We start from the raw sequence: 22,263 nt of genomic DNA on the forward strand, positions 1-22,263 counted from the left end.
AGTGCCCACACAGATTGATAGGTCTATATTGTTAAAGAGCTTGCTTTGCGAGAAGTTTTTCTCTCAAAGCGGAGGTGCATTCTAGCGAGATAATTGAGAGTGTCAAACACTTTTTTCAATTTATTTTCTCAGAAGCTTTTCACCTCTCCGACCCTGCTGAAGCCTTATCGCGTCTGCCGTGTCGGTGGATGCGCATTATAGGGAACTCAGATCCGTTCGCAACCCTTTTTTGAAAAAAAATGGAAAAAACTAACTGTTCGATGACTATTTCATCAAAAAAGCAAAAAAGAGGGTAAAAAACCCTCTTTTTCTGCCCCAAAAGCTGTATTTAAATGAATGCGTACGCGTCTGCGAACATACGTTCACTCTTCGCTTTCTTGTTCTGGGTGAACTGTTCACGCGCTGCCCCAGCCATTTCAAAGCGGCCAGCAATATAGATATCGTAGTTTTCTAAGCTTTCGAAATCTTCACTCACCGCTTGTAGCACGTTACCAACTTTACCTTGCCAATCGGCAGGTGCTTCTTCTACTACTGGAACAAAGTGAACGTTAGCAAACTTATCGGCAATCTCGGCCAGTTCTTCTTTAGCATAAAGCTGGCAGTTGTCTCGTGCACCCCAGTATAAATAGATAGGGTTGGTTTTGTTCTGTGCAACACAGTGATCCAAAATCGAACGCACGTAACTAAAGCCAGTGCCACCAGCAATCAATAATAGCGGGCGCTCGCTTTCTTCTTGAACCCAAGCATCACCATGTGGTGCATCAATTTCGATATGACCATCTGTTTCTAATGCCGACTGCATTGCTTCAACGACTTCTAATGCGTAAGCATTTTGCTCTGCCGCACCGATGTGCAACTCCAGTTCGCCTTCATGACGGCAAGGGCTACTTGCAATAGAGAAAGGGCGTTTGTCTTTTTCACCCATCACTACCATTAGATACTGACCTGCTTTAAAAGGCACTGGTGATTCTGGGTGAAGAAGGATTTGGTAAGTATTACAAGCTAACGGCTCAATAGACTTTACTTTACATTGGATGGTCATGGTGTTCCTCTCGCTTACTCGTCAAAAGTAAGCACTAAATTACTTTCTGTATAGGCTTGGCAAGGGAATATCCAGCCTTGCTGTTGCTCTTTTTCGGTTAGCATCGGTTCGAGGTGATAACTCACCTCGCCCGTTAGCTTTTTACACATGCACATGGCGCAAGCGCCAACTTGGCAACGGTGTGGGAAGCGAATATTGTTGTTGAGCGCAGCTTCCAACACTGTCTCCCCTTCTTTTACTTGGAACGTAACGTCCATTGGTAGAAGGTGGACTTGATGACTCATAGAATACCTAACTGGTCCCAAATCTCATCGACTTTAGCCACAAGTTTAGGATCTTTTTTGATAGGCGTACCCCATTCGCGTGTGGCTTCAGATTCAAACTTATTGGTCGCATCGAGCCCAAGTTTAGATGAGCTACCCGCCTTACCACGAACTTGAGTGGTATCTCTGTCTGGATCCATTCGAGTTGTCACAGCCCAAATGATGTCATTCCAATCTTGTGCATTGACGTCATCGTCGCACAAAATAATGAATTTGTTATCCGTGTACCGAGCAAAGAAGTCCCACAGGTATTCCATCAATGCTTGAGATTGACCAGCTTGGTCTTTCTTCATTGTTACAACAGCAAATTGGTTGTTTGCTGTGGCTGGTAGGTAGATATCAACAATCTCAGGACGTTGCTGTTTCAACTCATTCAGTTCTGCTTCGGTAATCGCTTTACTGTCTCGTTCAGTGACCTTGGTTCGCGTCGCCAGCTCGGCATCCCACTTAATGGTTGCATCTAAACCCATCTTGGATCCAAGACCAACCACTGGTGAAGCAAAGTCGAGCGAGTCGATTGGCGTGTTATCTATCATCAAGGTATCACGCACAGGATCCATATGCTCTGACATGGCTTTCACGACATCATTCCAATCTCGTGCGTTTACCGATTCATCGCACACAATAACAAACTTGGTATACATGAATTGACGTAAGAAAGACCACACGCCCATCATTACGCGCTTGGCATGTCCTGGGTACTGCTTCTTCATGGTGACGACTGCCATTCGGTACGAACACCCTTCCGGCGGTAGATAGAAGTCTTCAATCTCTGGGAACTGCTTTTGCAAAATAGGCACAAACACTTCGTTTAATGCCACACCCAATACAGCCGGTTCATCTGGCGGACGACCGGTGTAGGTACTGTGATAAATTGGGTCCTTACGCATAGTAATGTGCGTAATGGTAAATACGTGGTGCTTTTCTTTTTCGTTATAGTAGCCGGTGTGGTCACCGTAAGGGCCTTCATCGGCAAACTCATTCGGGTCGATATAACCTTCCATAACGATTTCCGCACTCGCTGGCACTTCCAAATCATTACTGATTGACTTCACGACTTCAGTTTTGCTGCCGCGCAGTAAACCAGCAAATGCATATTCCGATAGCGTATCTGGTACGGGTGTTACTGCGCCAAGAATGGTTGCTGGGTCTGCACCAAACGCGACCGAAACTGGGAAACGTTTACCTGGATTGGTTTCCATCCAATCGCGCAGGTCAAGCGCACCACCACGGTGAGCTAACCAACGCATGATAATTTTGTTCTTGGCAATTTTCTGTTGGCGATAAATACCTAGGTTCTGACGTTTCTTATTCGGACCTTTAGTCACAGTTAAACCCCACGTAAGCAGTGGCGCAACGTCTTCTGCCCAGCAGCTCATCACTGGGATTTTATCCAAATCGACTTCATCACCTTGCCATACAATGTCTTGGCACGGCGCTTTACGTAGACGCTTGGCTGGCATGTTCAACACTTGCTTGAACACTGGCAGTTTTTCTAAGGCGTCTTTAAAGCCTTTTGGTGGCTCAGGTTCTTTTAAATAAGCCAGCAGCTTACCGACTTCTCTTAATTCTTTAACGTCTTCGCGCCCCATGCCAATTGCGACACGTTCTGGCGTACCAAATAGGTTAGTCAAAACAGGTACGTCGTAGCCAATTGGATTCTCAAACAACAGTGCCGGGCCACCAGCACGCAAGGTGCGGTCACTTATTTCTGTCATTTCGTAAGCGGGATCGACGGGGTGAGTGATGCGTTTAAGTCGACCTTTCTGTTCTAGGTGGTCGATAAATTCGCGTAAATCCTTAAAACTCATAGGCCTTCATGCTGGCTGATTAAATTATTCGCAGTATAACAAATAGGAGGACGCTAAGATCCTCCTATTTTGTGTGGGTATGTGAGCTACGCAGCGACAAGAATCGAGCCTTGAAGAACGCTTAATTCAGGAACAGTTATTCCAAGAACTTTTCAATCTGCCGAGCTTTGACTTGGCGATTGTTTGACACTAACTCTTCCAGCCAAGATTGATGCCCTTGTTTCGCTAGCTCTCTGGCCACTAAAGTAGCTTCCTCAGAAAGCGCCATTTTAGCGATCAGAAACTGTTTTACGTCGGAAGTAAGAGGATTGGATCTCGTCAGAAGCTCAATTGCATAGGGTTTTAAAGTTGGATTAACAGTAGAGCTCATCAATTGCTGCAAAGAGAATGCATCACCAACTTCCGCTAACCTTGTAAGCTCAGTTTGGCTGTTGTAATCAGCACGCATTCGCCACAGCAGATCATACATCGCCTCATTTTGACTCACTTGTGCTAAACGTACGACAACGGCTGTAGAAGGTAACCAGCTAGTAACGTTTGCATGAGTTAACTGTTTAGTGATTGCCTCAAGTGCATCTGGAGATAAGCTGTCTAATTCGCGGATCAACAATGCCTCTCGAGCTTGTATTTGCTGCGATGTACCGGTAAGCCAATCTTTAAGGTTGAGTTCTTGGCGCTCTGCTTCCAATACAAACTCCAACGTGCTTTGGTCTTGCTTCCAGCGTTTGATCAAACGGCTTGCCACCGCAGGAAAGTTAAATGCGGGTATGCTGAACTCATAACCATCACCACGCTCAAGCACTTGATAGGTTGGCGTAATACTGATTTGGGATTCGACAAAAATGGCCATTCTTGGCGTAAGGATGATTTCTTGTTGCTCAAGCTTTTCGAGCAAAAGAAAACGGACGACTTCTTGTTGAGGGAAAGCAAGTCGGTCGAGAGCGAATTTAAGCGAGTCGACCTCGTCTCTGACTGCATAATCGAGCAATTCAGATACTTTGGTCTGTATGTGGGTATCCTGAAGCCACTGCTCTACCACGGTTTCCTGCATTTCCTTCGCAGATAACGTTGCGGGTAATGTGATAAGTGACAAGCTCAGGAGTAATGACGACAACATTCCTTGTTGCATGTTAACCTCCCGATAACATTTTCTTCATTCTGCTGCTTCTATCGGGAGAAAGCAATAAAAAAGCCACCGATATACGGTGGCCCTTCGCAGAATTACTTATCTGAGACTATTGACGACGCATTGCATCGAAGAACTCGTCGTTGGTCTTCGTCATCGCTAGCTTATCGATTAGGAACTCCATCGCGTCAGTTTCACCCATTGGGTGAACAATCTTACGTAGAATCCACATCTTCTGTAGTTCGTCTGTCTTCGTTAGTAGCTCTTCACGACGCGTACCACTGCGGTTGAAATCAATCGCAGGGAATACACGCTTTTCAGCAATCTTACGGTTCAAGTGCAGTTCCATGTTACCTGTACCCTTAAACTCTTCGTAGATAACTTCATCCATTTTAGAGCCAGTATCGACTAGCGCTGTTGCGATGATAGTTAAGCTGCCGCCTTCTTCTACGTTACGAGCTGCACCGAAGAAACGCTTAGGACGGTGTAGTGCGTTTGCATCCACACCACCAGTTAGTACTTTACCTGATGAAGGCACTACGGTGTTGTATGCACGAGCTAGACGAGTAATAGAGTCAAGCAAGATAACCACGTCTTTCTTGTGTTCAACAAGACGTTTTGCTTTCTCGATTACCATTTCTGCTACTTGTACGTGGCGAGAAGCTGGCTCATCGAATGTTGACGCTACTACTTCACCTTTAACTAGACGCTGCATCTCTGTCACTTCTTCCGGACGTTCGTCGATTAGAAGTACCATCAACTCACACTCAGGGTGGTTGTATGCGATGCTTTGAGCAATGTTTTGCAGAAGCATTGTTTTACCCGCTTTCGGCGGAGCAACAATCAAACCACGTTGGCCTTTACCGATTGGTGATGCCAAATCTAAAACACGTGCTGTGATATCTTCTGTAGAACCATTACCGCGCTCCATAACCATACGCTCATTCGCGTGTAGAGGCGTTAAGTTCTCGAATAGGATCTTGTTACGAGCGTTATCTGGTTTGTCGTCGTTTACGGTGTTGACTTTCAGAAGGGCAAAGTAACGCTCACCGTCTTTTGGTGGACGAATCTTACCAGCAATTGAGTCACCAGTACGTAGGTTAAAACGACGAATCTGACTTGGCGAAACGTAGATATCATCAGGGCCAGCAAGGTATGAGCTGTCTGCGCTACGTAGGAAACCAAAGCCGTCTTGCAGAATCTCCAGAACCCCATCGCCAAAGATGTCTTCGCCGCCTTTCGCGTGCGCTTTAAGAATAGCGAAGATGATGTCTTGTTTTCTTAGACGAGCTAGGTTCTCAAGACCTAGGCTTTCGCCAAGCTTTACAAGGTCAGATACTGGTCTGTTCTTCAGTTCAGTAAGATTCATGGTGGTGGATGCTTGTTTAGTCAAAATAAGATCTGTTTTCTAGTTAAGATGGATTTGGTCTCAGGATCGACCAAGAAGAGAAATTTGTTCAATTAACGCGCGATAAGTTAGCACTAATTAATATTCTAGTCCAGAGTTAGAAAAACAAAACCGCGCATTGTTACATTGCACGGTTTTGTCTGTAATCACTTGGTGATTATAGGTTTGCGTCCAAGAACTCTTTTAACTGAGTCTTAGACAAAGCACCAACTTTCGTTGCCGCTACGTTACCGTCTTTAAATAACAGTAGCGTTGGAATGCCGCGAATACCAAACTTAGGTGGTGTACCCGCGTTATGGTCAATGTTTAGTTTACCGATAGTGAGCTTGCCTTCGTACTCGTCAGCGATCTCGTCCAGAATTGGAGCAATCATTTTACAAGGACCACACCATTCTGCCCAGAAATCCACTAGAACCGGGCCTGCAGCGTTGATTACGTCGTTTTCAAAACCGTCATCAGTAAGCTGCAAAATCTTATCACTCATCTTCCACTCCAATGTGTTTTTCGAAACTGGTTGGATGATAACCAGTAAATAGATGCCCTATTGGAATGTATTTACTTTCGTATTGCAAGCTTTAGCTGATATTCTATAGCTATGAAAAAGACGCATATCACAGAGCAAAAGTTCGCCGATTTGGATTTAAAGCCCCAAGTTATTGAAGGATTGGAAAAAAAAGGGTTCGAGTTTTGTACCCCTATCCAAGCCTTGGCGTTGCCGGTACTGCTCACCGGCCAAGACATTGCAGGCCAGGCCCAAACGGGCACTGGTAAGACCCTCGCGTTTCTTACTGCAACTTTCAACCACCTTCTGACGACACCAGAACATGAAGGCCGCAAGCCGACACAACCGCGTGCAATTATCATGGCACCAACACGTGAGCTAGCGATTCAGATCTACAACGATGCTGAGCCTTTGATCGCAAGTACTGGTCTTAAAGCAGCACTGGCTTACGGTGGCGAAAGCTACGATAAGCAACTAAATAAGCTTCAAGACGGCGTCGATATCCTGATCGGCACCACAGGCCGTATCATCGATTTCTACAAGCAACGCGTCTTCAACCTAAACAACATTCAAGCGGTTGTTCTGGATGAAGCAGACCGCATGTTCGATCTTGGCTTTATTAAAGACATTCGCTTCTTGTTCCGTCGTATGCCTGAGCCAAAAGAGCGTTTGAACATGCTTTTCTCAGCAACGCTTTCTTACCGTGTACAAGAACTTGCCTTCGAGCACATGCATAACCCTGAGCATGTTGTGGTTGAGCCTGAACAAAAAACAGGTCACCGCATCCAAGAAGAACTTTTCTACCCTTCTAACGAAGATAAGATGGCACTACTTCAAACTTTGATTGAAGAAGAATGGCCAGATCGTGCGATCGTTTTTGCAAACACCAAACACAAGTGTGAGTCAATCTGGGGTCACCTAGCGGCAGACGGACACCGTGTTGGTCTATTGACTGGCGACGTTCCACAGAAGAAACGTGAAAAGATTCTTGAACAATTCACTCGCGGTGAAGTTGACCTACTCGTAGCAACCGACGTTGCGGCACGTGGTCTACATATTCCTCAAGTAACACACGTATTTAACTTCGACTTACCTGATGATTGTGAAGATTACGTTCACCGTATCGGTCGTACTGGTCGTGCAGGTGCAAGTGGTCACTCAATCAGCTTTGCTTGTGAAGATTACGCAATCAACTTGCCACCTATCGAAGAATACATTGAGCATGCAATCCCAGTTTCTGATTACGATGCATCGGCATTGATTCAGGAATTGCCAGCTCCACTTCGTATGCGTGCACCTCGTACTCAGCAACGCCGCACCAATACAGGTGGTACTCGCTCTGGTAATCGTAAGCCGCAAGGACGCCGTCCTCGTCAGCCGCGTCAATCAGCGCCAAAACAATCATAATAGGAAACTGAAGTCGTTTATGAGTCAAGCAGGATCATCACCGCTATACGCCGCCATCGACCTCGGGTCGAACAGTTTTCACATGCTCGTTGTGCGTCACATCGATGGCAGCGTTCAAACCATGGCTAAAATTAAGCGCAAAGTTCGTCTAGCAGCGGGCTTAGATGAACATAATTCTCTTAGTACGGAAGCTATGCAGCGAGGATGGGACTGCTTAAGTCTATTTGCAGAACGCTTGCAGGACATTCCTAAACAGAACATCCGCATCGTCGGTACCGCGACATTGCGTACCGCGACTAATGTGGATGTTTTTCTAGAGAAGGCGAACCAAATTTTAGGTCTGCCTATCGAAGTGATTACCGGTGAAGAAGAAGCCGCCACTATATATAAAGGTGTTGCTCACACTTCTGGCGGCAGTGGCCGCCGTTTGGTGGTTGACATTGGTGGCGCAAGTACCGAACTGATCATCGGCGAAGGTTTTGAAGCCAAAGCACTCACCAGTTTAAAAATGGGCTGTGTCACTTGGTTGGAAAACTTCTTCAAAGACCGCCAGCTCAATGCACGTAACTTTGAAGCCGCTATAGAAGGCGCAAAACAAACACTCAAACCGATTCTGGAGCAGTATACAGAGCTAGGTTGGGATGTCTGTGTTGGCGCTTCTGGCACAGTTCAGGCTCTGCAAGAGATCATGCTTGCGCAAGGTATGGACGAAGTCATTACTCATGCCAAACTCAAGCGTCTGCAAAAACAAGCCATGCTTGCCGATCACTTAGAAGAACTCGATATCGAGGGACTTACCCTAGAACGCGCGTTAGTCTTCCCAAGTGGTTTATCTATTCTTATCGCCATTTTCGAATTACTAGAAATTGATGCGATGACATTGGCTGGCGGCGCACTGCGTGAAGGCTTAGTGTATGAGATGGTCGACGAACTTCGTCAAAATGACATTCGTGCACGTACTATTTGCAGCGTACAGAGTCGTTACCAATTGGATTGCCAATATGGTGAACAAGTAGCAAACCTTGCGAGCAGATTGCTTGAACAAGTCGGTGGTGACGAATGGGTAGCAGAACCACAAGGTAAAGTACTGCTAGAAACAACGGCCAAGTTGCACGAAATCGGGCTAACTATCGATTTCAAGAAAGGCGGTGAGCACAGCGCTTACCTCCTACAACATTTGGACTTACCTGGTTATACGCGCGCTCAGAAGTTTGTTATCGGTGAAATCGTTCGACGTTACCGTGAGCAGCTCACCTCTTTACCAGAGCAGCACGCGCTGTCTGGAACTAGTGGTAAGCGATTACTTCGTTTATTACGCCTTGCCGTACTATTGAGCCATCGCCGCAACCCTGCGCTGGAACCAAAAGTCACGCTAAATGCAGAAGGCGACAAGTTAACACTGAACATTGATGCTAACTGGCTTGATGCAAACCCGTTAACAGCCGCTGAGTTGGAAATTGAATCCAACCGTCAGACTGATATTGGCTGGCCGCTTAGCGTCGTCACAAGTTAATCACCATCACTCAATGAGTGTTTAAAGAAAGGTCCTTATTAGGGCCTTTTTTATTGTTAAGCTTTGTCGAGTTTTACCTGCGCACAGCTCATGGAGCTTTTGGACACCCATGATCTAATTGCTCCCCACGCTGTACAAAACCCTCTAAATCCCAGTAAGCAGCTACAAAAAAGCCGCTTGATTTAAGCAAGCGGCTTTCGGGGTTCCCACTGATATTAAGACTGAACGCTTGTCGTCACCTTAAAGTCAGGGTTCACCGCAGTCAGCTTCTTAATTAGGTAATTCAGTAGTACACCGTACATAGGAACGAACAAACCAAGACTGATAATCAGTTTGAATCCGTAATCCACCAGCGCGATTTCTGTCCAATGCTCCGCCATAAATGGATCTGGACTTTGGTAGAATGCAATGGCAAAGAAAGCAATGGTATCAAGTGCATTACCAAAAAGCGTTGAACACGTTGGTGCCACCCACCACTGTTTCATCTGGCGTAGACGGTTGAACACGTGCACATCCATGATTTGACCAAGCAAGTAAGCCATGAAGCTAGCAATCGCAATTCGAGCAACGAACAGGTTGAACTCCCCTAGGTGAGCAAGGCCTTGGAATTGGCCTTCAAAGAACACCACCGATAGGAAGTAAGAAACAGCCAATGCAGGTAGCATCACTAAGAAAATGATCTTACGCGCCATTTTTGCACCGAAAATACGAACTGTAAGGTCGGTAGCCAAAAAGATAAATGGGAAGGTAAATGCGCCCCAAGTGGTATGGAAGCCAAAGATAGTAAACGGTAGCTGAACTAGGTAATTGCTAGATGCAATAATGACTAGGTGGAATAGAACCAGATAGATAAGGGCGTTGCGCTGCTGCGCAGGGGTAAAGTTACTCATGCGATACCTTTTTAGTTTGGTTTGGGGGTGAGGGAACCCAAATCGAGCCCTTTCAATAAAGAAAAGCACTCTTACCAACAATGTAAAATGAAAAAATAAACTGGCTAAGCTCATTCTGAGCGAAGCGGTGGGCGATTATACATTAACCAATTTGACTCGCAAGCGGTCTGTATTACGCAAACGTTTGAGCACAAAAAAGGGCGTTTCATGTGAAACACCCTTTCGTGAAAGTTCTATTTTTTAGAAGCCGCGTTGGAACAATCCCGCTAGGTAATCCAACTCTTCCCTGCTCTCTTCAATCGCTAAGGCTTCAAACCAAATCGCTTCACTGTAATGCTCTGCTTTCATAAACAATCGACAACCTTCAAAGTCGATCAGCCAAGAATGAATGTCCGCATCCCATTGCTTTTCGACCACAGTAGCGGAAAGCAGTCCAAGTAAACGCTCACCTAAAGCAGGAAAACTATCGAGGTCAAAACTTGGTGCGGTTATGATTAAGCGCCCCTCTCGTGCCATGTAGTCCGCTAAGCCAAATTCCTTTTGCATTTTGATTCCTTATCCGTGGTGAGTAATGTGTTCTTGAATCAAATCAAGGAACGGATCGGCGTACTTCTCTAACTTACGCTGACCAACACCGCTGACTGCCAGCATTTCGCCGTAAGAGGTTGGCAGAATTTCCGCCATATCAATCAAGGTCGCGTCACTGAAGACAACGTATGGTGGTAAACCATCTTCGTCCGCGATCGATTTACGCAACTTACGTAATTTGGCAAACAGCTTCTTATCGTAGTTCTTGCTGGTGAGTTTATCTGACTTCGCCGCACGTGCTGCGGTGTCTAAACGTGGGACCGCTAACTCTAGAGTCACATCGCCACGCAACAGCGGACGCGCTTCTTCCGTTAATTGCAGTGTTGAGTTGCGCGTGATGTTTTGGAACAGCAGCCCTTTGTGGATTAACTGACGGAAGATACTCACCCAGTAATCGTGGCTGTGATCGCGACCTATCGCGTAGGTAGAAATCTTATCGTGCCCGTTTTCACGTACACGAATATTTTGCATGCCACGCAGTACTTCCACTACGTAGCCCATACCAAAGCTCTGATTCACTCGGTACACACAAGACAACGCCTTACGCGCTTCTTCCGTAGCATCAAAGTGCTTCGGTGGATCTAAGCAAATATCGCAGTTGCCACATGGCTTCTCACGATACTCACCAAAGTAATTCAGTAACACCTGACGACGACAGGTTTGCGCCTCAGCAAAGGCACTCATCGCATTCAGTTTGTGGGTTTCCACCTGCTTCTGTGGACCAGCGTCTTTCTCATCCAACATACGACGCAGCCAACTGATGTCCGCTGGGTCATACAACATCATCGCTTCCGCAGGCAGACCATCACGCCCTGCACGACCCGTTTCCTGATAGTAGGACTCAATATTGCGCGGGATATCAAAGTGAACCACAAAGCGCACGTTTGGTTTGTTGATACCCATACCGAATGCGACGGTCGCCACTACAATTTGGATGTCATCACGTTGGAAAGCTTCTTGAACGTAAGCACGCTCATCAGCGTCCATACCTGCGTGATAACCAGCAGCACGAATGTGGTTGTTGCACAACTTCTCAGTCACCATCTCAACTTTCTTACGGCTACCACAATAGATGATGCCGCAGTTACCCTTTTGAGTTTCAAGATAACGAACGATTTGCGAAACCGGCTTGTGCTTCTCAACTAAGTTGTAGCGGATGTTAGGGCGGTCGAAGCTGCCTAGGTAAACCTCTGGATTATTCAGTTGCAGACGCTCAAGAATATCTCGGCGCGTAGCGTCATCTGCGGTCGCCGTCAGCGCCATAAATGGCACATGGGAAAATTGCTGCTTAAGTTGACCAAGCGCGGCGTACTCTGGACGGAAGTCGTGTCCCCACTGGGAAATACAGTGCGCTTCATCGACGGCAATCATCGATAGCGGCAAGTTTTCCAAGCGCTCAATGAAATCACGCATCAATACGCGTTCTGGCGAGACGTACACCAACTTAAGATGCCCAGTGTGCATGCGGTTATACACGCTGAGCAGCTCTTCACGAGGCATGGTCGAGTTAATACACTCAGCCGCTACACCGTTGGCTTTAAGTTGGTCCACTTGGTCCTTCATCAGCGAGATAAGCGGAGAGATCACCAAAGTAATGCCAGAGCGAACCAAAGCAGGAATTTGATAACACAGCGACTTACCGCCACCAGTAGGCAGGATAACTAAGCTGTCGCGACCTTCTACCGCGGCGTCAATCACCAACTGCTGACCATCACGGAACTCTTGGTAACCAAACACATCCTCCAACACACGTTGAGGCGTTACAGGCGAGTCTGATTGTTCGGCTAACAAGGTAGAGGTCATGAAAAATCTCAGATTGGGTCTTAAAAAGAGGTGCTTATGCATGCCACTAGCACGCAAAGTGAGGGCACATTGTAATGGGGTTTCATGGTGAATAAAACCGCAAATTGTTAGGTGATTCAGCTCACGACTCGTATACTGATTTTCTGCTCTATAAAAACTCAATTAGGTGACATCCCATGACACCAGAAGAACAACAACGCTCACGGCAAGGCGTCTTGCTTGCTATTGGCGCGTACACCATGTGGGGCATCGCACCCATTTACTTCAAATCGATTGCTGAAGTCTCGCCACTAGAGATCTTAAGCCACCGAGTGATTTGGTCTTTCTTTTTGCTAGCCGCACTCCTCCATTTTGGTCGCCATTGGCGCTCGGTTCGCGACATCATTAAAAACAAAACCAAGATGATGTTTCTGGTTTCTACTGCCATTTTGGTCGGTGCAAACTGGTTGATCTTCATTTGGGCAGTGAACTCGAATCACATGCTCGATGCCAGCTTGGGTTATTACATTAACCCACTGATCAACGTCTTACTCGGGATGGTGTTTCTGGGAGAGAGGTTACGTAAGCTGCAATGGTTCGCAGTCGTGCTGGCGGCTTGTGGCGTATTAGTGCAATTAATCGTGTTTGGCTCTGTCCCTGTGGTTGCTATCGCACTCGCAATGAGCTTTGGTTTTTACGGCTTGCTACGTAAAAAAGTCAGTGTTGAAGCACAAACCGGGTTATTCATTGAAACTCTCGTCATGTTGCCTGCGGCAAGTATCTATCTCTTTTTTATTGCCAGCACCCCAACCTCAAACATGTTTGAGAACCCATGGCAGCTGAATACCTTATTGATTGCCGCAGGTGTCATCACTACCCTGCCGCTATTGTGCTTTACCGGTGCAGCTACGCGCCTAAAACTCTCAACTTTAGGCTTTTTTCAGTACATTGGACCGAGCTTGATGTTCTTGTTGGCGGTACTGATTTACGGCGAACCGTTCACCAGTGATAAAGCCATCACCTTCGCCTTTATTTGGGGGGCCTTGGTGGTATTTAGCTTTGATGGTCTGCGTAACAACCGTAAGTCACGCAAAGCCATGCAGGCACAGTGATCGTTTTTTACAAGACATTTAAGAAATTGATGGATAAGCTTGGTCATAATGTGACCAAGCTTTTTTTATTTAATGGAACTTATTCAGTACTACGCAACCGACCATGACAACTTGAGTCTGATAGAGGCGAAATACCAGAAATTTGCTTTTCAAAGGCATTACCATCTGGATTTTCATCTCGGTCTGATCACGCATGGCGCGCAGAAGTTCCAATACCAAGGTAACAGCCACCAAGTTGGTCACGGGCAAATTGTGATTATGCCGCCAGATGAGCTGCACGACGGGCAATCTAAGCTCGAAAGTGGCTATGAAGTGAATGTATTTGCGATCGAACCTCACCTATTGAGCGATCTGGCTGATCTTAAGAAAAACGGTCAAATAATACACTTCAACGAGCTGATCATCTCGGATCCACAGATATTTTCACAACTTAGTAACTTACACGGGCTACTTCGTCGTGAAAACCTCAGCCAACTCACCAAAGATTGCCTTCCTTTTGAAGGGTTTAACCAACTTTTTGATCGCTACGGATCGCTTGAGCGACAAAAAGTGGTGCCGTTAGGAAATCAATCACTTGGAACGTTAAAAGATTATCTAATGGCAAACCTTGACCAAGCAGTGCGTTTGGATTCACTTTCAGAGCTGTGCCAACTGAGCCCAACTCAGTTCCAGCGCCACTTTAAAGCGCAAACTGGCATGACGCCTTATGCATGGTTCGCACGCCTGCGCCTTGAGCAAGGCATGAAGTTACTGCAATCAGGTCAATGTGGTACCGACGTCGCCCATCAGATCGGTTTCTACGATCAAGCGCATTTCAGCAAAGCGTTTAAGCAGACCTACGGTGTTTCCCCTTCTCAAGTGACTCGTTAATTCCATTTACCGAGAAAGCTGTCAGTTTTTTACAAGCGCCACAGGTGACTTACCACGACAATAGCCGCATTGGTTATATTTGAGATGTGTTATGAATGAATCCACCATATTGCTGACGCTCGCCAGCATTCACTTTATTGCCCTAATGAGTCCAGGTCCGGACTTTGCGCTGGTCGTGCAAAACGCGACGCGTCATGGTCGTCAAACAGGCTTGTACATTGCGTTGGGATTGTCCGTCGGTATTTTGCTGCACTCTTTGTTCAGCCTGACAGGCGTGAGTTATATCGTCCACCAGCACCCTGTGTTGTACTCCGTGGTGCAACTGCTCGGCGGTAGTTACCTGCTCTATTTAGGTATTGGTGCATTGCGCGCAGTGATCTCGATGATCAAAAATCCACTGGCGGATCAACCTAAGAAGCAAAACAACCTAGTGATCAGTAATAAGCGTCAGGCATTTGCTAAAGGATTTGCAACCAACATTCTTAACCCGAAAGCCTTGGTGTTCTTTATCAGCTTGATGTCGAGCTTAGTCCCTGCAGGTATGTCCATCACTGGCAAAGGTATTGCTTTGGTCATCTTGTTTGGCTTGTCGCTATTTTGGTTCTCTAGCCTTGCATGGATGCTGTCGACACAGCGCTTACAGCGTAAATTGCAACAAGCAGGCATCTACATCGACGGTCTGTGTGGCGTGGTATTTACTCTAGTGGGTGGCAGTATTTTATACCAAACCATCAGCACTTTTATCGGATAAAGTACTGATTTAAAAGCGTAGCACAATCGACATTTCTAAGATTGCTGACTCGACGTGGCTCTTCATGACTGCCAAGCTGAAAACACAAAACTGGCAACATGGAGAGTCATCATGCATTGGACGTTCAACCGACTCGTGACCACGGGTCTTTTTCTTACTTCCCCACTCGTTTTATCTACCTCAGCCTTTGCTAACCAAGCAGCAGATGCGGTTGCACCGGAGCACAGTACTGGCTTCGAGCAAAAGCAATTGGTCAAAGCCAAAGATTATATGGTCACAGCAGCCAACCCACTTGCCACCCAAGCCGGGGCGAATGTTCTTGCACAAGGTGGTAATGCTATTGATGCCATGGTTGCCGTACAACTGATGCTGGGCTTGGTAGAACCGCAATCTTCAGGCATTGGTGGTGGCGCCTTCTTAGTGTATTGGGACAGTGAGAAACAAAAACTGACTACGTATGATGGACGCGAAACCGCACCGCTCGCCGCGACGCCGAAACTCTTCCTAGATGACAAAGGACAACCTCTACAATTTTACGATGCGGTTGTAGGTGGGCGTTCCGTTGCCACTCCTGGCACGGTGAAACTACTGTGGGACACGCACCAGAAATACGGCAAGTTGGAATGGAAAAAGATCATCCAACCTGTGATTACCTTGGCTGAGCAAGGTTTCGAAGTGAGTCCTCGCCTCGCAAGTCTGATTGAGAAAGATGCCAAGCGCCTATCACGCTTCCCTGTGACTAAGGCTTACTTCTTTAATCCAGATGGCTCACCAAAAGCCGAAGGCACGTTGTTGAAGAACCCTGAATACGCGCAAACTCTGACGGCAATTGCAGAGCAAGGGGCAGAAGCTTTCTATCAAGGCGATATCGCCACAGACATCATCAAGACAGTACAGAATGCACCGGGCAATCCTGGCGTATTGGCACAACCTGACTTTGATGCGTTCCAAATCAAACAACGTGAACCGGTTTGTGCGGCTTACCAAAGCTATGACATCTGCGGCATGGGACCACCTAGCTCTGGCGCACTGACGGTTGGACAGATTCTTGCGATCACCGAGCACTACGATCTTAAAGGTTGGGGAGCCGAAAGCGCGAAATCATGGCAAGTGATCGCCGACGCGTCTCGCCTTGCGTTTGCGGATCGCGGTAAATACATGGCTGACCAAGATTATGTGCCAATGCCAACCGAAGGCTTGCTTGATAAAGATTATCTCAAACAGCGTGCTGAGTTGATTCAAGTCGGTAAAGCCTTGCGTAAGGTTGAAGCCGGCAATCCACCGTGGTCACACGCGATGAACCTAAGCATGGACCAATCGATCGAGCTGCCTTCCACCAGCCATTTCAATATCGTCGACAAGCAAGGCAATGTGGTTTCAATGACAACGACCATTGAGAACGCCTTTGGCTCGCGCTTGATGGTGCGCGGCTTCTTGCTCAATAACGAACTTACCGATTTCTCTTTCCGCACGCATCAAGATGGTGTGCCAATCGCGAATCGCTTAGAACCAGGCAAACGCCCACGTTCATCCATGGCGCCAACCATTATGATGAAGGACGATAAACCTTACATGGCAATTGGCTCACCGGGCGGCAGCCGCATCATTGGTTACGTCGCACAAGCCATTATCGCCCACACGCAATGGGATATGGACATCCAAAGCGCGATCAATCAGCCACGATTACTGAACCGTTTTGGCACCTTAGATATTGAGCAAGGTACTGCTGCAGAAGGCTTACAGCCTGAGTTGGAGAAGATGGGTTTTAAAACTGATGTTCGTGATTTGAACTCTGGACTGCATGCGATACGTATAACAAAAGGCGGTCTTGAGGGCGCAGCCGATCCAAGGCGTGAAGGTGCCGCTATCGGGCAGTAAGAGTCTTTCGCTCGACCCCTTGTGCGAGATCTCTCACAAAGGGTTGAGCAAACCTCTCTTTTTTAATGGTAAAACCGTACAACTAAGAGCGTAAGCTACTGAATTCAATGGTTATGTATCTTTTTTGAACGCTAAGAGAGTGAAAAAATGTGAGATTAGCCCGTTGTTGGGAATCGCTAAACACGTAATATTAAACCTGTCGGAAGGATGCTGACACGGAACAGGAAACACCACGGACTTGGTGAACTTCAGGAAGAAGAAACGGTTATTCAGGATGAATAGTCGGGCATGGATTGCAAAATTGGACATTGAACGGAATCAATAGTGACTAGGATGGTTACTACTAAGGACGGGAAATGGACACCTCTGGACGAGGCAAGGATTTGAACATCAGGATGATGTCAGGGACACCGCTCAGGGAACAAGTGATGAGAGCTAACGAGGATGGTTAGCAGACCAGGATAAGGTCAAGGACACCGCTAGGATGGCGACGTAAGGATTAAGCTGACGGATTCAGCACACTATCATGGATTAGATGCATGGAGCACACTTAGTAGCCGGATTGCTGCGAGTAAGACTATAACCCCGATGGGCGAAAGCCCTCGGGGTTTTTCTTTGCCTAAAATTTTTCTCAGCAGATCTACTGAAAGTAGACATTCACTCACAACGCCCACCTTTCACTTCAAACGACATCGTTAAATCGCCGCTTTTGCACTCCATTTATCATTCCATTTATCATTCCATTTTTTACTGCATTAGCGACACAAAACAGCACAAACAAAAAGAGCCGCCGAAGCAGCTCTTAAGTTGATTAGTTTGGTGAAGTATTACAGTTTCTCTAGTTTCGCGTAAGCAGTCACTAACCACTTAATACCTTCGCCATTAAAAGCAATCTGAACACGGCTTTGTGGACCGCTGCCTTCAAAGTTGATAATGGTACCTTCACCAAACTTCGGATGCATGACGCGAGAACCCAGCGTAAAGCCAGTTTCATTAAAGCTCTCTTTCACGACCGTTTGGCTGAATCGGCCACTGCTTGCAGGACGGCTGACTTGTGCTTTCATACGAACTTCATCCAAACATGCTTCTGGTAGCTCACGAATAAAGCGAGATGGCTTATGATACTTATCCTGACCGTACAAGCGGCGCATTTCAGCATAAGTGATGTACAGCTTCTGCATCGCACGAGTCATACCTACATAGCACAAACGACGCTCTTCTTCTAAACGTCCCGCCTCTTCTGCCGACATTTGACTTGGGAACATGCCTTCTTCCACACCAACCATAAACACGAGCGGGAACTCTAGACCTTTCGCGCTGTGCAATGTCATTAGCTGAACCGCATCTTCGAATTCATCTGCTTGTCCTTCGCCCGCTTCTAATGCTGCATGGGTTAGGAATGCCGTCAGCAATGACATGTCTTCGGCTTCTTCTGGTTTCTCGAATTGACGAGTTGCTGTCACCAATTCTTCCAAGTTCTCAATACGCGCCTTAGACTTTTCACCCTTCTCTTGCTCGTACATGGCGAACAAACCTGAGTATTTAATGACATGATCAGCCTGATGATGCAGAGGCATTTCTAACGTGTCATCTTCTAGTGCTGTCACCAACTCAATAAAACGGCTTAATGCCCCTGCCGCTCGGCCTGGTAATACTTGCTCCTCAAGCATGACCATACTTGCTTCCCACATGGTGCAACCGCGATCACGCGCTGCAAAGCGAATGGTTTCTAGCGTTTTATCACCCAAGCCACGCGTGGGTGTATTCACTACACGCTCAAATGCGGCGTCATCGTTACGGTTAGCGATCAAACGCATGTAGCTCAAGGCGTCTTTGATTTCCTGACGTTCGAAGAATCGCATACCACCGTAGATACGGTAAGGCAGGCCAGCTTGAATCAAGGCTTCTTCCAGAACACGCGATTGGGCGTTGTTACGGTAGAGCATGGCAGCGTCATTCAGTGCACCGCCTTTTTCTTGCCACTCTTTGATTTTGTTAACCGCAAAACGCGCTTCATCCAATTCGTTGTAAGCGCTGTAAACTGAGATAGGCTCACCGACAACACCATCAGTCCAAAGCTCTTTACCCATACGTTCAGTGTTATTGGCAATCAGGGTGTTAGACGCTTCCAAAATGGTCTTGGTTGAACGATAGTTTTGTTCAAGACGGATGGTATTCACGCTTGGGAATTCCAGCGTAAACTTCTCAATATTCTCAATTTTCGCGCCACGCCAACCGTAAATAGATTGGTCATCATCACCAACGATCATCACGTGACACTCAGGGCCCGCCATCATACGTAGCCAAGCGTATTGAATGTTGTTGGTATCTTGGAACTCGTCTACCAAGATGTGCTTAAAGCGTGCTTGGTAGTGTTCACGAACGAACTTGTTATCACGCAGTAGCTCATGTGCGCGCAGCAAGATTTCCGCAAAATCGACTAATCCAGCGCGATCGCACGCCTCTTGATAAGCGGTATACAACTGTAGGTATGTCTTGGTCACTGGATCGTGGTACGCATCAATGTGTGACGGACGTAGACCCTCGTCTTTTTTGCCGTTAATCCACCATGATACTTGGCGTGCAGGCCATTGTTTCTCATCTAAGTTTTGCGCTTTGATTAAACGCTTCAATAGACGTAACTGATCGTCGCTATCGATAATTTGAAAATCTTCCGGTAGCTTGGCATCAAGATAATGTGCACGCAGAATACGGTGACAAATCCCGTGGAAAGTACCATTCCACATTCCGCCTGCACTGCCCATCATGAGCTCTTCGATACGTCCACGCATCTCTGCCGCGGCCTTATTGGTAAAGGTTACCGACATAATCGAGAACGGAGATGCCTGCTCGACCGACATCAACCAAGCAATGCGGTGAACAAGAACGCGTGTCTTACCACTCCCTGCACCAGCAAGGACGAGCAAGTTTTCTAGAGGTGCGGCAACGGCTTCACGTTGTTTATCGTTCAAACCGTCGACTAATAGAGAGGGATCCATCATGATGAGAGCTACTGGTTATTTATACATAAAAATAGATTATAACCTAAACAACCTCCTCAGATTAGACAAAAATTCATAAAAAATTCGATGTTTTTTTATTCGACGCATCAATAAGTTATATAAATTCCACTCTTTAAAGCCATTTGTTTCGAAAATTTCTCTGAAAGTTTTTTAGCCAGTTTCCTATCTTTTAAGTTAAGCAAGTTGATAACAAAAACGCCACAACAGGCGATTCATCTTGCCAACTTAAAGTAAAGGAAATCATTCAGAGGAATTTATTATGAAAAAGTCGAATCTAGCTGTTACTGCTGCTGTTACTGGCCTTCTAGCTCTTGGTGGCACAATGCTGACTGCCGCTCCAGCTGTCGCTGCTGATAAAGAGAAGTGCTACGGCGTTTCTAAAGCAGGTAAAAACGACTGTGCAACGAAAAGCAGCTCATGTGCTGGTACAGCTAAAGAAGATAACCAAAAAGACGCATTCGTAGTCGTACCAAAAGGTCTATGTGACAAACTCGTTGGCGGTAGCACTTCTTCTTCATAATCTTTTATCGCTAGCTACTGCAAGGATGCGTTGATGCTCAACCAGCGCATCCTTCTCTTCCCGCCCGCTTTGAAAAGGAGTTTCACGTGAAACACCACACCTTCCACGACCTTGTTGGAGTTGGATTAAGAACCCCTCACCTCGATTACTTTAGCCAAAACAAACCCGAGTTATCTTGGTTAGAAATCCACAGTGAAAACTATTTTCAACCCAACGCTACAGAGCGCAATCAATTACAAGCATTGCGCGAGCAGTATCAAATTAGCTGCCATGGCATTGGTCTGTCACTAGGTTCGGTGGAACGTGTGAATCAAAAGCACCTTGCTCAACTTAAAGCGCTGATTGACTCAATCGACCCGGTTCTTGTTTCTGACCATTTGAGTTGGAGTGAAAACGGCGGTCACTACTTTAATGACCTGCTTCCACTTCCGTATACGGAAGAAGCGTTAAAAGTGTTCACTCGTAACGTGAATGAAGTGCAGGATTATTTGCAACGCGAGATCTTGATAGAGAACCCATCTAGTTATGTGAAATTTCAACATTCGACCATCAGCGAATGGGAGTTTCTTACCGAAGTGCAAAAGCGCACTGACTGTCGTTTATTGCTCGATCTAAACAATGTTTATGTTTCGGCGTTCAACCACGGTTTTGATTGCGACACATACCTAGATGCGATTCCAGCCGACAAAGTGGATGAGATTCACTTGGCAGGTTTTACTATCAAACAACTCGACAAAGGCGAGATATGGATTGATACCCATAGCCGCCCAGTCAGCGATGAAGTTTGGCAGCTGTTCGCACAATGGACAAAAAAACACGGTCCACGTCATGCGCTGATTGAATGGGATTTGGATATCCCTGAACCAGAAGTATTGCTCGGAGAAGCACAGAAAGCATCGCAACTGCTGTTGCAAGGCACAATCCCAAGTGAACAAAGCGCATCAAGGAAGGCATCATGAATCTAACCACCTTACAAAGCCAGTTTGCTAAAGCCCTACACTATCAAGCACTTGGTGAAGAGTGCGATATTGCCAGTGATGAGTTTACCGCTGATGAACGCATGCAGATTTACCGCAATAACTTTATCGTCAGCTTAAGTGAGGTGTTATCCGCGACTTACCCGATGGTTGAAGCGCTGCTTGGTGATGAATGCTTTGAACAGATGGCTCGTCAGCACGTTCTCTCTTACCCATTAGAAGAAGGGAACGTGGTGCATTATGGCGCAGGGTTTCAAGATACGATCACGCAATTTAGTCAGGTGATCACCCATGCCCCCTACAGCCCTGAAGTCGCACGCTTCGAGTGGCATATCGACCTCGCTCGTCAAGCACAGTATGAACAATCCAGTGCGGCAGAATTAAAACCGCTTGCGTTACTTGGCGAAGTGAGTGAAGAGCAACAACCCACTTTGGTTTTGCACCTTAAAAAAGGCTGCCGAAGCTTTAACTCCAGTTACGCAGTATTTGATTTGTTTGGCGCGATTCAAACTGGGCAATTCGAACAACTTAATATCAACCAATTACAACAAGGTGTCATCTCGATTCAAGCCAATGGAGAAGCCTTGTGTCACGCACTCGATGCCGATGTGTTCCAACTGCTGCAATGTTTAGAGCAGAAACAAAGCTTGAGCGAAATGCCTGAAGCACTACTCGCTCATCTTAATAGCATCATGGCACTCGATCTCGTTGACGGCTTTACATTGAAATCAATCTAAGGA

19 protein-coding genes are annotated in these 22,263 nt (G+C 46.6%); 9 read left to right on the forward strand and 10 right to left on the reverse strand.

Features of this window, described 5'->3' with window-relative positions:
- Positions 1-328: 328 nt before the first annotated feature.
- The 6 genes from fre to trxA form a co-directional block, all read right to left on the reverse strand.
- Entirely contained in the window at positions 329-1,042 is a 714-nt protein-coding gene (gene fre, locus OQJ86_RS21850) for an NAD(P)H-flavin reductase (protein ID WP_038868577.1), read from the reverse strand.
- Between the two features lie 14 nt (positions 1,043-1,056).
- Positions 1,057-1,326, reverse strand: a complete 270-nt coding sequence (locus tag OQJ86_RS21855) for a 2Fe-2S iron-sulfur cluster-binding protein (RefSeq protein ID WP_009696789.1) — start codon at positions 1,324-1,326, stop codon at positions 1,057-1,059.
- Positions 1,323-3,176 carry a 4-hydroxy-3-polyprenylbenzoate decarboxylase gene (gene ubiD, locus OQJ86_RS21860; protein ID WP_265990836.1) on the reverse strand — a complete coding sequence of 618 codons (1,854 nt, stop codon included), beginning with the start codon at positions 3,174-3,176 and terminating at the stop codon, positions 1,323-1,325. Before ubiD ends, OQJ86_RS21855 begins: the two co-directional genes overlap by 4 nt.
- A 136-nt stretch (positions 3,177-3,312) precedes the next feature.
- Entirely contained in the window at positions 3,313-4,305 is a 993-nt protein-coding gene (locus OQJ86_RS21865; RefSeq protein WP_038868580.1) for a hypothetical protein, read from the reverse strand.
- Between the two features lie 106 nt (positions 4,306-4,411).
- The gene (rho, locus tag OQJ86_RS21870) at positions 4,412-5,671 is read right to left on the reverse strand and encodes a transcription termination factor Rho (RefSeq protein WP_038868581.1); all 1,260 of its coding nucleotides are present in this window, start codon (positions 5,669-5,671) and stop codon (positions 4,412-4,414) included.
- Between the two features lie 196 nt (positions 5,672-5,867).
- Positions 5,868-6,194 carry a thioredoxin TrxA gene (trxA, locus tag OQJ86_RS21875; RefSeq protein WP_004745500.1) on the reverse strand — a complete coding sequence of 109 codons (327 nt, stop codon included), beginning with the start codon at positions 6,192-6,194 and terminating at the stop codon, positions 5,868-5,870.
- Between the two features lie 111 nt (positions 6,195-6,305).
- Between trxA and rhlB the strand changes: the two genes are divergently transcribed.
- Both rhlB and gppA read left to right on the forward strand, forming a co-directional pair.
- A complete protein-coding gene (rhlB, locus tag OQJ86_RS21880) occupies positions 6,306-7,619 on the forward strand; it encodes an ATP-dependent RNA helicase RhlB (protein ID WP_038877451.1) in 1,314 nt (437 codons plus the stop codon).
- A gap of 19 nt (positions 7,620-7,638) precedes the next feature.
- Positions 7,639-9,132, forward strand: a complete 1,494-nt coding sequence (gene gppA, locus OQJ86_RS21885; RefSeq protein WP_038868583.1) for a guanosine-5'-triphosphate,3'-diphosphate diphosphatase — start codon at positions 7,639-7,641, stop codon at positions 9,130-9,132.
- A 215-nt stretch (positions 9,133-9,347) separates the two neighbouring features.
- Here gppA and OQJ86_RS21890 read toward each other — a convergent pair whose 3' ends face one another.
- The 3 genes from OQJ86_RS21890 to recQ form a co-directional block, all read right to left on the reverse strand.
- On the reverse strand, positions 9,348-10,022 hold the full coding sequence (locus OQJ86_RS21890) for a 7-cyano-7-deazaguanine/7-aminomethyl-7-deazaguanine transporter (protein WP_038877449.1): 675 nt from the start codon (positions 10,020-10,022) through the stop codon (positions 9,348-9,350).
- 240 nt (positions 10,023-10,262) lie between these two features.
- Positions 10,263-10,568: a DUF3630 family protein gene (locus OQJ86_RS21895; RefSeq protein ID WP_038868585.1), complete on the reverse strand. Its 306-nt coding sequence runs from the start codon at positions 10,566-10,568 to the stop codon at positions 10,263-10,265.
- Between the two features lie 9 nt (positions 10,569-10,577).
- Positions 10,578-12,413, reverse strand: coding sequence for an ATP-dependent DNA helicase RecQ (recQ, locus tag OQJ86_RS21900; protein WP_265990847.1), 1,836 nt, complete (start codon positions 12,411-12,413; stop codon positions 10,578-10,580).
- A 176-nt stretch (positions 12,414-12,589) separates the two neighbouring features.
- Here recQ and rarD point away from each other — a divergent pair, with 176 nt between their 5' ends.
- The 4 genes from rarD (at position 12,590) to ggt (ending at position 17,003) form a co-directional block, all read left to right on the forward strand.
- Positions 12,590-13,504: an EamA family transporter RarD gene (gene rarD / locus OQJ86_RS21905; protein ID WP_265990849.1), complete on the forward strand. Its 915-nt coding sequence runs from the start codon at positions 12,590-12,592 to the stop codon at positions 13,502-13,504.
- A 72-nt stretch (positions 13,505-13,576) separates the two neighbouring features.
- Positions 13,577-14,374: an AraC family transcriptional regulator gene (locus tag OQJ86_RS21910; RefSeq protein WP_265990851.1), complete on the forward strand. Its 798-nt coding sequence runs from the start codon at positions 13,577-13,579 to the stop codon at positions 14,372-14,374.
- Between the two features lie 91 nt (positions 14,375-14,465).
- Entirely contained in the window at positions 14,466-15,125 is a 660-nt protein-coding gene (locus OQJ86_RS21915; RefSeq protein WP_005440026.1) for a LysE family translocator, read from the forward strand.
- 111 nt (positions 15,126-15,236) lie between these two features.
- Positions 15,237-17,003: a gamma-glutamyltransferase gene (ggt, locus tag OQJ86_RS21920; RefSeq protein WP_265990854.1), complete on the forward strand. Its 1,767-nt coding sequence runs from the start codon at positions 15,237-15,239 to the stop codon at positions 17,001-17,003.
- Between the two features lie 827 nt (positions 17,004-17,830).
- On the opposite strand, the gene uvrD is transcribed toward ggt, so the two are convergent.
- Positions 17,831-20,005: a DNA helicase II gene (gene uvrD / locus OQJ86_RS21925; protein ID WP_248873085.1), complete on the reverse strand. Its 2,175-nt coding sequence runs from the start codon at positions 20,003-20,005 to the stop codon at positions 17,831-17,833.
- A 280-nt stretch (positions 20,006-20,285) separates the two neighbouring features.
- On the opposite strand from uvrD, the gene OQJ86_RS21930 reads away from it, so the two are divergent.
- From OQJ86_RS21930 to OQJ86_RS21940, 3 genes are all read left to right on the forward strand, one after another.
- Entirely contained in the window at positions 20,286-20,546 is a 261-nt protein-coding gene (locus OQJ86_RS21930) for a DUF2282 domain-containing protein (RefSeq protein WP_038868592.1), read from the forward strand.
- 86 nt (positions 20,547-20,632) lie between these two features.
- On the forward strand, positions 20,633-21,505 hold the full coding sequence (locus tag OQJ86_RS21935) for a DUF692 domain-containing protein (RefSeq protein ID WP_265990857.1): 873 nt from the start codon (positions 20,633-20,635) through the stop codon (positions 21,503-21,505).
- A complete protein-coding gene (locus tag OQJ86_RS21940; protein WP_265990859.1) occupies positions 21,502-22,260 on the forward strand; it encodes a DNA-binding domain-containing protein in 759 nt (252 codons plus the stop codon). Before OQJ86_RS21935 ends, OQJ86_RS21940 begins: the two co-directional genes overlap by 4 nt.
- The last annotated feature ends 3 nt before the right edge of the window (positions 22,261-22,263 follow it).

The sequence above is a fragment of the Vibrio sp. Sgm 5 genome, from assembly GCF_026241575.1.
GTDB classification, from domain to species: domain Bacteria; phylum Pseudomonadota; class Gammaproteobacteria; order Enterobacterales; family Vibrionaceae; genus Vibrio; species Vibrio jasicida.

Coding starts and splice junctions, on each gene's coding strand:
- OQJ86_RS21910 (WP_265990851.1), top strand. CDS start 13,577: ATGGAACTTATTCAGTACTACGCAACCGACCATGACAACTTGAGTCTG.
- OQJ86_RS21915 (WP_005440026.1), top strand. CDS start 14,466: ATGAATGAATCCACCATATTGCTGACGCTCGCCAGCATTCACTTTATT.
- rhlB (WP_038877451.1), top strand. CDS start 6,306: ATGAAAAAGACGCATATCACAGAGCAAAAGTTCGCCGATTTGGATTTA.
- ubiD (WP_265990836.1), bottom strand. CDS start 3,176: ATGAGTTTTAAGGATTTACGCGAATTTATCGACCACCTAGAACAGAAA.
- rarD (WP_265990849.1), top strand. CDS start 12,590: ATGACACCAGAAGAACAACAACGCTCACGGCAAGGCGTCTTGCTTGCT.
- recQ (WP_265990847.1), bottom strand. CDS start 12,413: ATGACCTCTACCTTGTTAGCCGAACAATCAGACTCGCCTGTAACGCCT.
- OQJ86_RS21855 (WP_009696789.1), bottom strand. CDS start 1,326: ATGAGTCATCAAGTCCACCTTCTACCAATGGACGTTACGTTCCAAGTA.
- OQJ86_RS21895 (WP_038868585.1), bottom strand. CDS start 10,568: ATGCAAAAGGAATTTGGCTTAGCGGACTACATGGCACGAGAGGGGCGC.
- ggt (WP_265990854.1), top strand. CDS start 15,237: ATGCATTGGACGTTCAACCGACTCGTGACCACGGGTCTTTTTCTTACT.
- rho (WP_038868581.1), bottom strand. CDS start 5,671: ATGAATCTTACTGAACTGAAGAACAGACCAGTATCTGACCTTGTAAAG.
- OQJ86_RS21940 (WP_265990859.1), top strand. CDS start 21,502: ATGAATCTAACCACCTTACAAAGCCAGTTTGCTAAAGCCCTACACTAT.
- gppA (WP_038868583.1), top strand. CDS start 7,639: ATGAGTCAAGCAGGATCATCACCGCTATACGCCGCCATCGACCTCGGG.
- fre (WP_038868577.1), bottom strand. CDS start 1,042: ATGACCATCCAATGTAAAGTAAAGTCTATTGAGCCGTTAGCTTGTAAT.
- OQJ86_RS21865 (WP_038868580.1), bottom strand. CDS start 4,305: ATGCAACAAGGAATGTTGTCGTCATTACTCCTGAGCTTGTCACTTATC.
- uvrD (WP_248873085.1), bottom strand. CDS start 20,005: ATGATGGATCCCTCTCTATTAGTCGACGGTTTGAACGATAAACAACGT.
- OQJ86_RS21890 (WP_038877449.1), bottom strand. CDS start 10,022: ATGAGTAACTTTACCCCTGCGCAGCAGCGCAACGCCCTTATCTATCTG.
- trxA (WP_004745500.1), bottom strand. CDS start 6,194: ATGAGTGATAAGATTTTGCAGCTTACTGATGACGGTTTTGAAAACGAC.
- OQJ86_RS21930 (WP_038868592.1), top strand. CDS start 20,286: ATGAAAAAGTCGAATCTAGCTGTTACTGCTGCTGTTACTGGCCTTCTA.